This window comes from Chryseobacterium sp. MMS23-Vi53, assembly GCF_047651245.1.
Lineage (GTDB): Bacteria > Bacteroidota > Bacteroidia > Flavobacteriales > Weeksellaceae > Chryseobacterium.
Genome location: NZ_CP180265.1, coordinates 3,442,122 through 3,455,665, shown reverse-complemented (window position 1 = coordinate 3,455,665; position 13,544 = coordinate 3,442,122). Strand labels below are relative to the sequence as shown.

At 33.5% G+C, this 13,544-nt stretch carries 12 protein-coding genes; all 12 read right to left on the bottom strand.

What is annotated here, in order from left to right:
* Positions 1-5 precede the first annotated feature (5 nt).
* The 12 genes from ACKX2A_RS15475 to ACKX2A_RS15420 all read right to left on the bottom strand — a co-directional run bounded on the left by ACKX2A_RS15475 (position 6) and on the right by ACKX2A_RS15420 (position 13,544).
* Positions 6-1,901, bottom strand: a complete 1,896-nt coding sequence (locus tag ACKX2A_RS15475) for a type VI secretion system Vgr family protein (RefSeq protein ID WP_415325666.1) — start codon at positions 1,899-1,901, stop codon at positions 6-8.
* 58 nt (positions 1,902-1,959) lie between these two features.
* Positions 1,960-2,349 carry a type VI secretion system tube protein TssD gene (tssD, locus tag ACKX2A_RS15470; RefSeq protein ID WP_415325664.1) on the bottom strand — a complete coding sequence of 130 codons (390 nt, stop codon included), beginning with the start codon at positions 2,347-2,349 and terminating at the stop codon, positions 1,960-1,962.
* Positions 2,350-2,517: 168 nt separating this feature from the next.
* Positions 2,518-2,904 carry a type VI secretion system tube protein TssD gene (tssD, locus tag ACKX2A_RS15465; RefSeq protein ID WP_415325662.1) on the bottom strand — a complete coding sequence of 129 codons (387 nt, stop codon included), beginning with the start codon at positions 2,902-2,904 and terminating at the stop codon, positions 2,518-2,520.
* Positions 2,905-3,159: 255 nt separating this feature from the next.
* A complete protein-coding gene (gene tssD / locus ACKX2A_RS15460) occupies positions 3,160-3,546 on the bottom strand; it encodes a type VI secretion system tube protein TssD (protein WP_415325661.1) in 387 nt (128 codons plus the stop codon).
* 159 nt (positions 3,547-3,705) lie between these two features.
* The gene (locus tag ACKX2A_RS15455; RefSeq protein WP_415325659.1) at positions 3,706-5,079 is read right to left on the bottom strand and encodes a DUF5458 family protein; all 1,374 of its coding nucleotides are present in this window, start codon (positions 5,077-5,079) and stop codon (positions 3,706-3,708) included.
* Between the two features lie 22 nt (positions 5,080-5,101).
* Entirely contained in the window at positions 5,102-5,551 is a 450-nt protein-coding gene (locus tag ACKX2A_RS15450) for a hypothetical protein (protein WP_415325658.1), read from the bottom strand.
* 26 nt (positions 5,552-5,577) lie between these two features.
* Entirely contained in the window at positions 5,578-7,404 is a 1,827-nt protein-coding gene (locus ACKX2A_RS15445; RefSeq protein WP_415325657.1) for a type VI secretion system baseplate subunit TssF, read from the bottom strand.
* 22 nt (positions 7,405-7,426) lie between these two features.
* The gene (locus ACKX2A_RS15440; protein ID WP_415325656.1) at positions 7,427-8,827 is read right to left on the bottom strand and encodes an SH3 domain-containing protein; all 1,401 of its coding nucleotides are present in this window, start codon (positions 8,825-8,827) and stop codon (positions 7,427-7,429) included.
* A 10-nt stretch (positions 8,828-8,837) separates the two neighbouring features.
* On the bottom strand, positions 8,838-10,208 hold the full coding sequence (locus ACKX2A_RS15435; RefSeq protein ID WP_415325655.1) for a hypothetical protein: 1,371 nt from the start codon (positions 10,206-10,208) through the stop codon (positions 8,838-8,840).
* Between the two features lie 157 nt (positions 10,209-10,365).
* Entirely contained in the window at positions 10,366-10,767 is a 402-nt protein-coding gene (locus ACKX2A_RS15430; RefSeq protein WP_415325653.1) for a hypothetical protein, read from the bottom strand.
* Between the two features lie 10 nt (positions 10,768-10,777).
* Positions 10,778-13,057 (bottom strand): hypothetical protein, encoded by a 2,280-nt coding sequence (locus ACKX2A_RS15425; protein ID WP_415325652.1) that lies wholly within the window; start codon positions 13,055-13,057, stop codon positions 10,778-10,780.
* Positions 13,058-13,067: 10 nt separating this feature from the next.
* Complete coding sequence (locus ACKX2A_RS15420; protein WP_415325650.1) at positions 13,068-13,544, bottom strand: DUF4280 domain-containing protein; 477 nt, start codon at positions 13,542-13,544, stop codon at positions 13,068-13,070.

The following is a 13,544-nucleotide window of genomic DNA, read 5'->3' as shown; positions in this document are numbered from 1 at the left end:
AAAAATTAAGCATCATTAGACTTTTCACCGCTAAAGCGAAGCATCTTTTCAGAAGCATTAGCCTGTATCGTAGCTTCAGAATTTATCCCCATACTTTTTGAATGCATTTTTCTTTCTTCTTCTGTATGAGACTCTATACTTCCTTTCACATACTCTGTCATTTTTCCTACAACATTAGTAATAAAGTCAGTACCAACATTAACCATGTTAATCATACCAACTCCCACAGATTTATTCATTCCAATAGTTTCCGAAGAATTCATTCCCACAGTCGTCGTCATATTCTGTCCAACATTAATATTCATATTTTTTCCGGCAGTGAATGTAATATCATTCGGTGCATTCACATTAATATTCCCCGCTCCATCCATCAAATACGTATTCCCACTCGGGTCTTCAATAAAAACCGAACCTTCCGAATCATTCAAAATAATCTTAGTACCGCTTCTTGTGTGGATCACTTTTTTATCGTTTCCAGCAGTATGATAAGAACTCGTTTCACTTCCGTTGTAATGCGTTCCCATTACGAAAGGCTTTTCGGCATTTGCACTTTCAAAGCCGACTAAAACTTCTTCTCCAATTTCTGGGATAAAATGAAAACCTTTTCCACTTCCCGAATGAGGCTGAATCAACCTCAACCAAGGTGTTTGCTGACTTTTCTTTTCCTGCCACGGAAATTGAACTTTCACTCGTCCCATTCCCATCGGATCATCATTATCCATCACTTTTGCAGACTGTTCTTCTCCAAAAGGCAGTGCTTCATCACTTTGATAAGGCGGCGTAAAAACATCCGGAATTCCTATAAATTCATTATAATAATTATTCCCGTCATGATAGTGTTTTACCTCCATCACACGATAAGTTTCCATCGCTTTTCCGTTGATGTCTTTCAATTTTACACGACCTCCGATTTTTAATTCCGGATCTTTTGCTTTTCCGCGGACAATGATGAGATTTTCTCTTTTTTCCTTTTCATTTTTTACAGCATCGCCAAGTTCCCTTTCTGTAAAAGAAGAAATTCCGGAAGCATTGAAATACATTTCTGGTTTTTTATTGAAAATTTTATTGGAAGCATTGACAGCAATGGTCTGGAAAGGATTTTCTTTATACTGTGCCTGAACAGACGAAGATTCTTTTTCTACTTTGCTCCCCCCTTCTGCATCGTAGGTAAGAAAAGTGAAGCTTTGAGGTTTAATATTTAACTCAAATTCAATATCAATTAAATCTATATTTTCTTCTAATGTAATGATGGGCTGAACTTTATTTCCGAAAACAAGATTCTGTCCGTTGTAGTAAAAATATTCTCCGTATCGGGTTGCCAGTCTTTTGATAAACTGATAATCCGATTCTTTGTATTGCACCGTATACGGAATCTGATGTTTTGTATTTGGATTTTCAATGGAAATTTTACAGTCTTCCGGATATTCTGCCGTAGATTCTTTAATAATCTGATCCAGATTTTTATTTTCGAAACTTTGACAATGCTGTCCGTTTTCCAAAAGGACACTTGGTGAGTAACCACTGATTAAAAGTTTTCCGTAACCGTTTTCCTTTTTGTTTTTAATATTGGCAACAATTCCTGTGAACATCTGTTTCACTTCCCCAAATCGATGAAGGTTGATCGTGATTTTTTTACCTAAAATATTTTTGGAGTTTTCCATGATATACCCCTCAAAACTATCAAGAGAATCGTCGGGGGTTGTGATGGTAAAAGTATCGTGATCGTTGGTATTTTGTTGTAAATGAAGATCAAAATGAGATTTATCCAAAAACGGTTTTCCTTCCAGACTCAATGTGCAATACACGAGCGGACTACTTTTATCTGTCAGAAAGTCTTTAAAGGTTTTGGATGAAAAATATTTTTTAATATCCTCAGGATCATTTAATTTCATATTGTCCATAGAGATAATTTTTATGATTTGTGTTTTTTATAATGAGTAGTAAAACTTATCCCAAATTTTATTCTTTCCAGCTTTTTTCGTGAGAAGCTCCGTTGAGGTCGAACTTTTTTGCGATAAGATGCATTTCAATCTGCAATGGCTCTTCATTTTTAGATTCAAAATGCTCTGAAAATTTGATGCAGTAAGCTTTTTCGAAACTTAATTCCTGAAGTTTGCTCATCGCATCTCTTCTATAATAGATTATTTTTCCGTTTTTGGTTTGGTTATGATCCAGCATCCAACCCAACAATTCGGGATTTCCTGTGCTTTCAATTCGGATGATAATTTCTCCGCCTTGTGGCATTCCCTGTGGTTTTCCTGTTCCGTCCGTCTGTTGTGAAAAACTGTACTTACATTCAAGGATATTGTATGATTTTCCGTCTAATTCTAATTTGGATAAAAATGACATAATTTGTGTTTTATTAAAGATTAAATTGAAACAATGAAAATCTAAATTTCGGCTAAAGCCAAATCGAAGTTATTTCTTTTTTTAAATGGGCTAAAGCCCATTCCTATTGATAAAAATAAAGAAAAGGGCAACAATTTTACTCATTGCCCATCACTTAATATTAATGGATTATACCCATTCGTTTTCGTAAGCACCTGAACCCAGCTCTATTTTTCTTGCAGAAATAGTGAATGTTTCAGTCAAAGGATTTTCTCCTGTAGAGTCGAAGTTTTCTCTGTGTTTTACCAAGTATCCTTCCGTAAATTTCAGTTCTTTCAACGTTGCATCGCTGTCTCTTTTGAAGAACACTACACTTCCGTCTTTTCTTTCGAAAGAATTTGTCATCCATTCGAAAAGATCTGTAGAACCCGTTCCTTCGATGATTACTTCAATTTTTCCACCTCTTGTTACGGTCGAAGGTCTTCCTGTTGCGTCTGTTTCCTGAAAAAGTCCGTACGTTACATTCAGAACATTGTATTCTTTTCCTGCTACTTTTAATTTTGCTTTAAATGACATAAAATATTTTTTTTAATTTTTTTGTTTAATGTTAAACTTTTAAACTTTTCTTCTTTGCTATTGAAAATTTATGCTTCTCATTATCGACAAAGCTTTAAATAAACAACCACAACCCTAGCCCCGATTGTCGCGACATCCTTTTTTGTTGCGAGCGGAGCAAAGCAGAGCCCGTAACTAAAAAGATACAGCAGAAAGCGGGATAAAGCTTCAAAAAAAGTCTAAACACATTCGTTTAATACAATAATTTCACAGGCATTATACCCATTCATTTACGTGTTTTCCAGTCCCTAGTTGGATTTCCTTCGCGGAAAGTGTGAATGTTTCAGTCAAAGGATTTTCTCCTGTAGAATCGAAATTCTCACGATACTGGATAATGTAAGCTTCTTTGAATTTAAGTTCTTTCAGAGTTGCATCACCATCACGTTTCAGAAATACGATACTTCCATCTTTTCTCTCAAACGAATTGGTCATCCATTCAAAAAGATCGGTTTCTCCTGTACCTTCTACGGTAATTTCGATTTTTCCTCCTCGCGTAACGGAAGACGGTCTTCCTGTAGGATCGGTTTCCTGCAGCAAATCATAATTCACTGCCAAAACGTTGCGGTCTTTTCCCGCAACCTTGAATTTGGTTTTAAATGACATAATAATATATTTTAAATTTTAATAATAAATAATACCAACTATGGAAATATATTACGAACAAAATTATGTGGTATTTACCTCCATACAAGTTTTAAGATCATTATTTGATTTTTTGCATCAAATTCTTCTTAATTAACATAATAATCAGTAAATTATTAATTATTTTTGCTCATATTCAGTATCCCATTCGTTGCCATCATCACCTTTGTGACCATCCATTTTGATAAGGAAATTTTTCGCCGGAAAATAGGGTTTCATATGAATATCTAAATGTATTCTGTCTTTTTGTAGCGGATCTTGCTCGAATTTCTTCACTTCAAAGTTTTCTATTAATTTCCCTGGTCCTGTAATGCTATCCAGAAAACGAACAATTTGCCCCATAATTTCCTTTCTGGTAACTGCCGTGAAGTTTTCAAACGCTCTTCTGTTTAAGAAATCCATCAAAACTTTTGTTACATAATCGAAAACTCTTACCACAGAATACGTCTGCAACCCAAGATTATCTCCATTAAATAATGTCTTTCCTGAAAACGCCATCACCTTTCCGTATTCATTTACCATCGGAATCAAACCGAGACTTTCCAGATTGGCAATTTCGCTTTTCTTAAGGTCAAATTTTACTCCGTCGATTTCATTAATTCCACCAAACTTTTTACCTGCCGTAACTTGAGACATCAAAGTCTGATAAATTTTCCCCGCCAAAGCTCCAGAAGGTGGAATAAACAGATCTTCCGTCTCCTGAATTTCCTCAAATCTTCCTCTTCCGACAAGCCAGTTACACGTCATTAAAACATTAGATTTATAGATATCTCCGCCTGTAAGATATGCCTGATCAAACATTTCCATCACATCATCCGGTTCGTCTAAATGTTCGAAATCGGTTACTAACATTACTTTATTTTCGTGTGCGATTTTCGCCCATTTTTCAACCACTTTATTAGAACCCAAATATCCCGGAATTACCAAAATTCCATAGTTATTTTTAAGGTCTAATCTGTCATAATTATCAGACAATTCGGAATGAATAGAATCGATAAATCTTGTATTATCAAGGTCTTTCAGCTGTTCCAGATCGGCGTTCATCACTGTTACGTTTTTTACTTTGTCGGCTTCCGTATTTTTGTAGAACATGGCTACCGTTCTGTAGTTGGACTCCAGCTCTCTGGTTACCTCAACGGCTTTGGAAAGATTCTTCGTTAATAATTCTTCCGCTTCTTTTCTTTGATTTTCACAATCGGACACCATGTCTGGCAAAGAATTGCTTTTATTGATTACTTCTGCCCAAAGCTGTAGTGTTTTTTTAAGCGTCTCGCGCTCTTTCTGTTTACTTTTTTCTGTTAAAAAGATCTTTCTTCTCGCTTTTCTGTCAGGATTGATGTTCTGAACGCCTTCAATGGACGTTTCCAGAAGATCAAAACCTCCGTATCTTACCAGTTTTTCTAAGCTTTTTTCTGTTGAAATTTTCTCGGAATGAGATCTGTGCTGTTCCACAACAGAGGCTTCAGCCTGTTGCGCTTGTGGTTTGTTCGACATAATTTTTTTCTTTTTGTGATTCTTATTTATTTTCTTCCAATTCTGTAATTAAAGATTGCAGCGTATCATACAATGCCTTTTTAGCCTCCGGATCTTCCAGTGCAGCCTTTAAAATTTTATTGGTTTTAAGCTGTTTGATGATCTTCTGATACTGATCTTTTTCCGTTTCCAAACCTGAAAGAAACTTACTCTGTCCTGTAATTCCTTTCGTTCCGAAGTCTCCAAGATTTTTAAATCTTAAATTCTCCATTCTCACCGCACCGTCTGAGTCTTCAAAATCAACTTTGAATTCAGGTTTAAAATGTTCAAAGACTTTATCAATTGTCGTAAGACCTTCCACCAATTCAGGCTTTACAGGATCATCTGCCGTCAGTTTGTGGGCAATAAGTGTTCTGTTTTGGGGGATCTCTGTGATCGCCTCGTTTGCGTCGCGTGGAACTTCATTTCCACCAATTCCTTTGTTTATTAACATAGATTTTGTGTTTAAATTGTTTTTAATTATTGTTCAAAAAGTCTGTAAGGATAAATGTTTGCCGACTTTTTCTTTAAATCAAGAAGAAAACTTTCACATAGATAATTCCATTCCGAGTCTGCAATCTTCTGTGTTGTTGCTTCATTTTTAATCAAATAAATATCTATCGTGCGGCTAAATCCTCCTTTTAATGAGACTTCTTTCTTCGTTCCTTTTTTTACTTCAATATTTTTAATGGCAGATTTAAAATGATTCATTCCAAAAGCTCTTATATCGGCAACAGTAACGATTCTGCCTCTTGTCAAAAGTGAATTTCTGTATTCTAAAATTTTATCTTTTGAGGAAAGACTTTTTCTACCTCCGACTGATGCAACGATCATTACTGCGGATTTGTCGAGGACAGAATTTTCTGATTCTTCAACAGAAAAAACAGTTCCGGGTCTCATATCATTGCCTTCTTCTGCAAGTGTGAGCCAATATGAAACACTGCATGTGATTTCCTGATCCTGAGAATCTGAAGTAATCAACAAATACGGATTGTTTGCCTGTGAAAAATTTTTCTCTTTCGCCAACTGATGAAGCGCTGCAATATTTTGGCTGATCTGTCTCAAAGTTTCCTTCGCCGAATCTGCGCCAATTCCTGCAAAAGCTGCCGTTTCATCTTTCACCAACTCCAACATATATTGCAAAAGTTCGGAAGCGCTTCTTTGATCGAATCTTGAAATTCCACCTTTTCTCAAAACCACGGAAATATTTTCCGATTCAGCATTATAGTTTTTCACATCATATCTTCTACCGTTGTCATCGCTTACAAAATCAATATCCAAAAAGCTGTCCTCAGAAACAATCGGAATGATATTCAATCTTCCGGAAACTCTGTGATAAGACCTTGTATTGTTGATATTAACAGCCGGAATACAATTCAGAGAAATATGAACATTTTCCAAAATTTCACCAACAATGGCTTCGGAAAATTTAAATTTCAACCAAATAATATCATCTTCTTCCGACAATTTATTATTGATAAAATATTTTGTAAAAAGCTCTTCTTTTTCGGGTTTTTGGTCTTGTCTAATTTTTCCTTTTAACGTAAAATAATTTGGAAAATAATACTCATTCACATTATTGTAAATCTGCTCCAGATCGGAATAATTTTTAGTGATAATATTTTCCAGATTCAAATCCTGACTTTCTACGTTAAAACCTTCTGAAAGGGAAATTTCATAATCTCCAAAATAAACTTTTGCCTGTTTTAAATAATAGAAAAAAAGTTCTTTCTGATAATTGTTGTTGATATCAATGTAAAGCATCAGATTTTCCAAATTGTCTTTGTTTTGACATTTCAAACCAAGCCATAATTCACCCGACGGAATATGATTTTCGCTTCTAGCAATAGTATCCGAAAAAAAGAAACTTTCAATGTGATTCAGAACATTTCCAAAAGCGATATATTCCGTTTTTGCCGTCGTTAAAACCGCTTCTATAGTTGGTGTGAAATACACGTCTTTATTACTACTTTCAGTAGGATTGTAAACGTTATGAATCCTTTTTGTTGCTTTAAAATGGTTGTATAAAGATACTTTTGCATTGTTTTCCAAAGGCTTCACCTGAAGCAACGTTCTCGCCGGAATCATACCCGAAACTTCTTCCGGAAACATGATTTCCAATACACGCTCGATGATTCTTGACTTTGAACTTTCCAGCTCAAAGCCCAGCTTTTCCAATTCGGAAGCCACCGCAGAAAGCAACAGACTTACAATCGGGTCGAATGATGTTTCTGCTTCGAGCTCGTTGTACCCCCAAAGTCGGGCAGCGCGTCTTAGAATTCGGTCTTTTATGCGTTCTTGATTCATTTGTGTTTGAGTTTTTAAAAATTTATCCAAATAAGTTATCCCAAAAACCTTTCTTCTTCATAAGTTCCGGTTCATCATCCGCCAAGAAACTATTTGTTCTTTTTGGTTTATTTGCGAATGCTTCCTTTTGTTCTTCAGTGGGAATATAACCAACTGTTCCATCTACTTTTATGAAATCCCAACCGTTTACTTTATTTACATATTCAACCTCTCCTTTAGGCTGTATTTCTTTTGAAAAACTGTTGAAATCTGAGCGGTCGTAGATTCTTAAAACTGAAACAGAATGATTATAAGATTTTATTCTGCTTTTATGAATATATCCTGTTTTTCCTTCCTGCGTTTTTACTTTCCACCAATCTCCTGTGTTGTCTAAAACATCAACTTCTTCTCCTGATTTTACTTTTTGCAGAACTTCTGATGTTGTATTTTTTTCTTTTCTAAGATTGGTGTAGCCGTCGGGATCTTGGATAATATAATTTTGTTCATTATTTTCGGATCTATCATCGCTTGATAATACATTATAATCATTTGTAGCTTCTTTTAGCAAAGGAAAATCATAGAACTTATTTTTAGAAAATATTTTCTCTAATTGTTTATTGTGATTATATAATCTTTCTAATTGCCAATAACCCAATCTATCATTTAAATCGAGATGATTTTCTTTTAAATCATATTCTAATAAAAAATTCATCAATTGAGCATAACATTTTGTTTTCCATTCTTCATTGATTTTTATTTTGGAGTCATTCTTCATTAAATAATCAATTAAACTTGTTATAATATAAATATCTTTTTCAGCTATTCTTTTTAACAATTTCTCTCTAATTAGATTATTTTTATTTACGTCATTATAAACTAATAACGATTTAATATAATAAGCTGGTTGTTCATTAATTTGATCCAAATTTTTTATAGCTGTATCTATCAAAATATCATTTTTTTCATAATTGAATAGTACAACAATATCGGATGCTAAGTCTTTATTTTTAACGATTGAAAGAATAGATGTAAGGTCATCATTAAAGATAATTTTGTTTAGGCAAATAAAATCACTAATGTAGGGCAAAGCCTTTTTCTGTGTTAGAACTTGGTATTCTATTGAATCAAGATCTTGCAATAAATCTTGACCAAGCTTTATAAATTTACCTTTTTTAGAAATTACATAATCAGATTCTTCTCCATTAATATATATGTTGGAATATCCTATATCTAAAGTATCTGTTGACAGTCCTAACAAAGATTTTGTTTTTTGATCAAAGACATCTTGTTTTAGAACATATCCTTCTTTATTTAATATTTTTTCTAAAAATTCAGTTTCATTTTCTTCCATATCTAATTCAGCTTTTTTTGATTTATTAGTTTGTCCATTACATGCAATAAATAGGTAAAAAAATACTGTGATATATAATGTTATTAACTTCATAAATTAATCATTACCCAAACAAACTATCCCAAAAACCTTTCTTCTTCATCGGTTTCGGTTCATCATCCGCCAAGAAACTATCTTTTCTTTTTGGTTTATTTGCGAATGCTTCCTTTTGTTCTTCAGTAGGAATATAACCTACTGTTCCATCTACTTTTATAAAATCCCAACCATTGACTTTATTTACATATTCTAATTCTCCTTTGGGTTGTATTTCTTTTGAGAAACTGTTGAAGTCTGCGCGGTCATAGATTCGTAAAACTTTATCAACATATTGATTAATAGTTTCATGAGAGTCACTTTTGGTAATATCCGGCTGTACCCAATTATCTGTATTTACACCTCCTGTCCGTGCTTCTTCATATACTTCTTGGAAATCAGGAATATTGTAATAATTATTTTTCTTAAATTCTTCATCATAGTTTTTACCGCTCAACATTGGAAAGAAGCTGTATGCGTAAGTATTATCTATATTTCCGATTTGTGTTGCATAGTAAGAAATCAGTCCTAATAATCTAGCTTTTTGAGAGAAGTTAAATTCAGAATCGGATTCAAAATCTTTTTTCATATTCTGAACAACAAACAGCGCATACATAAGAAAAGTATGTCGATCTTCTGTAGGCCATTTCTTGACTAAATCAAACACCTCTTTATTGACCGTTATCTCACCATTACATTTTTTGTTCCATAATATTTTGCTTAGTTCTTCTTCTTTTTTGTAATTATTTTTTAAAACAAAAGTCAAAAGATCTTTATCTTTTACATATCCGAAAGTTTTTACCAGACTTTCAAGAAAGGGAATATCATTAAATTTTAGCCATGCGAAATCTGCTTTGCTGTCGTTGAAAAGGTATTTGTTGCGGGCGAAAATCAAATGTTTATTTTTTTGTTGTTTTAATAGAAGCTCACTATCATCCATCCATTTACTTATCGTATATGAAGTTCCCTCTATTATTATTTTGTTAGACATTTTCTTTTCTGCCTGAAGTAAATAAGGATATTCATTCCGATAATCAATCACTTCAGGAATATAAAATGCTTCCAATAAGATTTTCCTTCCAAAATCAATTTGAACAGGCTTATAGCTACTCATAATCCCACTTCCATCATCGGAAGCATAAAATATTGTTTCATCTGGAGAACAAGGTGAATCCAAAAAAATGGAAACTAATTTTTTATCATTTTTAATACCGAAAATGGAAAAAATTTTTTCCTCAAAATTTTCAGTTTTAAACATGTTACTTTTTAAAAATTTTTCTATTTCATTACTCGCAATATTATAATCTTCTAAGGAATATAAATATTTTGAAGTTGGATCTAAACCATCTTCTTTCAAATATTGTCCTGCTTCAAGTTGCTTTTTTAATATATTTTCAGGCATTTTATTTAAATTTTCAGAGATATAACTTCTTGAATAATTTTTTTTATTTTATCCTTTTCTTGACATTGGTTCAGAATAAATATAAAAATCAAAAAATATTTAGCTTTCATATTTTTATATATTAAGGCAGAGCTGTTATACTTTATCCATTGTTTAATTATAGAAAGATTTTTTTAGGAGCTTGAGTTTTATAAAAAAAATCATCCCAATCTACTTCTTTAATAAAAGTTTCCATTTTTATAATCTTCCATTGGCTTCCTTTTAATTTTAATAAAGCATTTATATGATTATCTTCACCAGGTTCTAAAAGTATATTTCCACCATCTTTTTTATGTACGAAACCTTCAAACCAAGCAAACCCTGCGGAGACATTTAATTTATTAACTACAAAAACGAATTTTTGATCATAGTTTTTTTGAAGTTCAATTCTTACCAAGTCTAATATCTTTGCTCTATCTTTAGCATTCGATGTAGTTTTTACCCGATAGTCATAAACATTTTGAGAGTAAAATTGATCATAGGAAAATGCCAATATTAATATTATAAATATTTTTTTCATTATTATTTTTTTATGTTGTTTTACCTCCTTCTTTATATTTTATTGCATCTGAACTCAAATCAGATGGCTCAATTTCCTCTAACGGCATTAATTCTCCATTATAATCAATGGGAATTAAACAAAATGGATGAATTTTCGTTTTGGGCATAGACCAAAAACGAACACCATCATCCTGATTTCCACCTAGAAACAAATAATTATTTGTATTACTCTTATCAATACCTACCACAAATGTTGTATGACCATTGTTTAACCACACAACTATTCCTCCCATATACATTGTAGTATGCTTGGTCGCCCAAATTTCTTCTGTTTCATAAGGTCCATTTTTATTACGCTTAACTCTATTTACAGATTTGTACCAAATTGCTCCAGGATCTTGTTGAGATTGATGTCCAGAAGTTTCTAAACAATAATTAACGAAAGTCGCGCACCATGCTGCTTCGGAGCGTGAACCTGTACATTTAGTTAATTTATAATTGTCTGTACTAGCTTCATAAACATCTATTATATACTGGCAATGGGTAGCTTCTCTTATTATTTTCTTCTCCTCTGCAATAGCAACATCTATCCATGATGGATATTTCCCATTAGATTTCTTTTTTTCTTCAACTATATTGTCACATTCTTTATTAAATTTAGATCCTTCTCCAGGAGTATAATGCTTCTTTTTCAAAATCTGATCAATCTCCCAAACGTAAGTTTTGCCATTATGAAAACCATAACGTTCTTCATACTTTTGTCTAGAATATACCCATTTTCTGCGCTTCGTATATTCGTCCTTCTCTACCATAAATGTAGCGTTTGAAGAATATCCATATTTAGTAACCCAAGGCTCTCTCGTGATATTAATATTTCTTTGTTCTTTCGATGTACTATTTCCGTCTCCATCAGGAACAGAAATACTTTCATCAAATACAGCATGATTTGGCTGATCTCCTTTACCAACATCAGAGGGTTTCAATACCTGAAGATAAAAATCAACTAATGTCTTCATTTTATCTTTATTTTGTTTCAGATATTTTTCTACATAATTCATTTGTTCAACAAATGTCATTTTACCTAATGCATCATAAGTTGTTCCTAAACTTGTTGCTGTTGTAGCGCTAAATTGTACTAAACCAATATATTTAGTTCCACCATTACTAATCCCTTTTTTAGAAGGGTCGAAAGAAGCTGCAGTTTCCAAATGCATAATCGCCATCAACATATTTGCTTTTTCAATCTTTTGATTTTCACCCCAAATATTTTTACATACTTCAACAACTTTTTTTCTTTTTTCACAAGTCATTTTTTCATGACCTCCCCAAATCAAACCATACTCTTTACACACACAGGTCTTATTCTCTTTTCCATTATCCGGATCTTTTACCGTAACCGTCTTACTTGTATTAGGCACTTTTTTATTCGGATCCTTATCCTTAGTCGCCGTCGCCTTTTTACTTTCAGCAAAATCAAAAAGCTCTTTAAATCTATCAATAATCCCCTTCTCCTCTTTCTTACTCTTAGGTTTCTGCTCAGCCGGAGAACCCTTTACTTTCGGTTGATGTTGAGCAGGTTTCTTTTCCTGAACAGGCGCTTTATGCTTTACTTCCTGAGCCTTTTTGTAAAGAGGATTATTTACGGTTACATTTTCAGATTCATGCTTTTTATTTTTAAAATATTCTACCGTCACATAAAATTCCAATTGCCCGTCATGTTCACCTCTCATTGCTTTTTTCATGAAGCCTTCCGTTAATGTAAATTCTGCTGTGGCAATACCATTGCTTACTTTTACTTTGGCGGATTTACTGGCTACAAAAAGATTTTTAGGATCATGTCCGTCACCTTTTGCGTCATCTTCCCAGAGGGTAAAAATGAGTTCCTCATTGGCAAGATTCACGCAATGTGCCTTTGCAACAAGCTTTTCAAAGAAACTAAATGTATTTCCCTTTGCATCATCCACATAATAAAGTTCAACTTTATTGATCTTCGGAACTTTACTTTGCTGAGGATTAATAATCAACGCCATCGGTTCCTTGCCTTCCGGCGTATGGAGGTAAGCCTCTAATTTATAAGTATATCTCCAAGCTTTTTCACCAAATGTAAAACTGCTGATTCCTACCTTTTTAATACCTGTAGAAGTAAATTTCCCATCATTCCTTTTTCGGAACAATTCCCATGTCACTTTTGCAGGATTTCTCTCCAAAATTGGCGTATCCGGATACCATTCTGCAATCGCGTACAACGTTTCTGCACCCACTTTGGGTGATGTATTTCCTGCTATTCTGTAGACTCCTTTTTTCAACATATTTTATATTTTAAAAAGCATCTATTTCATGTTCTTGCAAATCATCCAAAACCTCATCAACATTCATTAAAGGACTCATTAAATGAATTTTCAACGAACTTACATTTTTGAGATTCTGCTTTCCCAACTCCACAGTTTGTCCGTGTTTTATAATGGTAATACAGTCTTTGCTTCCAACCGGACAAGTCGCTTTGCTATCTTCCAGCAATACTTTTCCGCCGTTGTCTTCGATCAGTATTTTTTCATAAAAACCACTCCATTCGGTTACTGTGACCTGACAAAGATTGTTATTCATTTTAGAACAAGTCCCGAAAGTATTGTTCTGAAAAGTCTTTCCAATGTCTTTGTGAGTAGCCGTAAGCTTATAGCTCCCGTCTTTGTCATTAATATATCTTTTCGTTTGGGTCTTTACCTTCAATTTATCCGGTACAGTCCCAAATTTGCAAGAGCAGGTCGCTCCCTGACAGACTAAATATTTTTCACCCAT

Bases quoted from the DNA above. Each gene is read 5' to 3' on its own strand.
- ACKX2A_RS15475 (WP_415325666.1), bottom strand. From the start codon at position 1,901: ATGGACAATATGAAATTAAATGATCCTGAGGATATTAAAAAATATTTT.
- tssD (WP_415325664.1), bottom strand. From the start codon at position 2,349: ATGTCATTTTTATCCAAATTAGAATTAGACGGAAAATCATACAATATC.
- tssD (WP_415325662.1), bottom strand. From the start codon at position 2,904: ATGTCATTTAAAGCAAAATTAAAAGTAGCAGGAAAAGAATACAATGTT.
- tssD (WP_415325661.1), bottom strand. From the start codon at position 3,546: ATGTCATTTAAAACCAAATTCAAGGTTGCGGGAAAAGACCGCAACGTT.
- ACKX2A_RS15455 (WP_415325659.1), bottom strand. From the start codon at position 5,079: ATGTCGAACAAACCACAAGCGCAACAGGCTGAAGCCTCTGTTGTGGAA.
- ACKX2A_RS15450 (WP_415325658.1), bottom strand. From the start codon at position 5,551: ATGTTAATAAACAAAGGAATTGGTGGAAATGAAGTTCCACGCGACGCA.
- ACKX2A_RS15445 (WP_415325657.1), bottom strand. From the start codon at position 7,404: ATGAATCAAGAACGCATAAAAGACCGAATTCTAAGACGCGCTGCCCGA.
- ACKX2A_RS15440 (WP_415325656.1), bottom strand. From the start codon at position 8,827: ATGAAGTTAATAACATTATATATCACAGTATTTTTTTACCTATTTATT.
- ACKX2A_RS15435 (WP_415325655.1), bottom strand. From the start codon at position 10,208: ATGCCTGAAAATATATTAAAAAAGCAACTTGAAGCAGGACAATATTTG.
- ACKX2A_RS15430 (WP_415325653.1), bottom strand. From the start codon at position 10,767: ATGAAAAAAATATTTATAATATTAATATTGGCATTTTCCTATGATCAA.
- ACKX2A_RS15425 (WP_415325652.1), bottom strand. From the start codon at position 13,057: ATGTTGAAAAAAGGAGTCTACAGAATAGCAGGAAATACATCACCCAAA.
- ACKX2A_RS15420 (WP_415325650.1), bottom strand. From the start codon at position 13,544: ATGGGTGAAAAATATTTAGTCTGTCAGGGAGCGACCTGCTCTTGCAAA.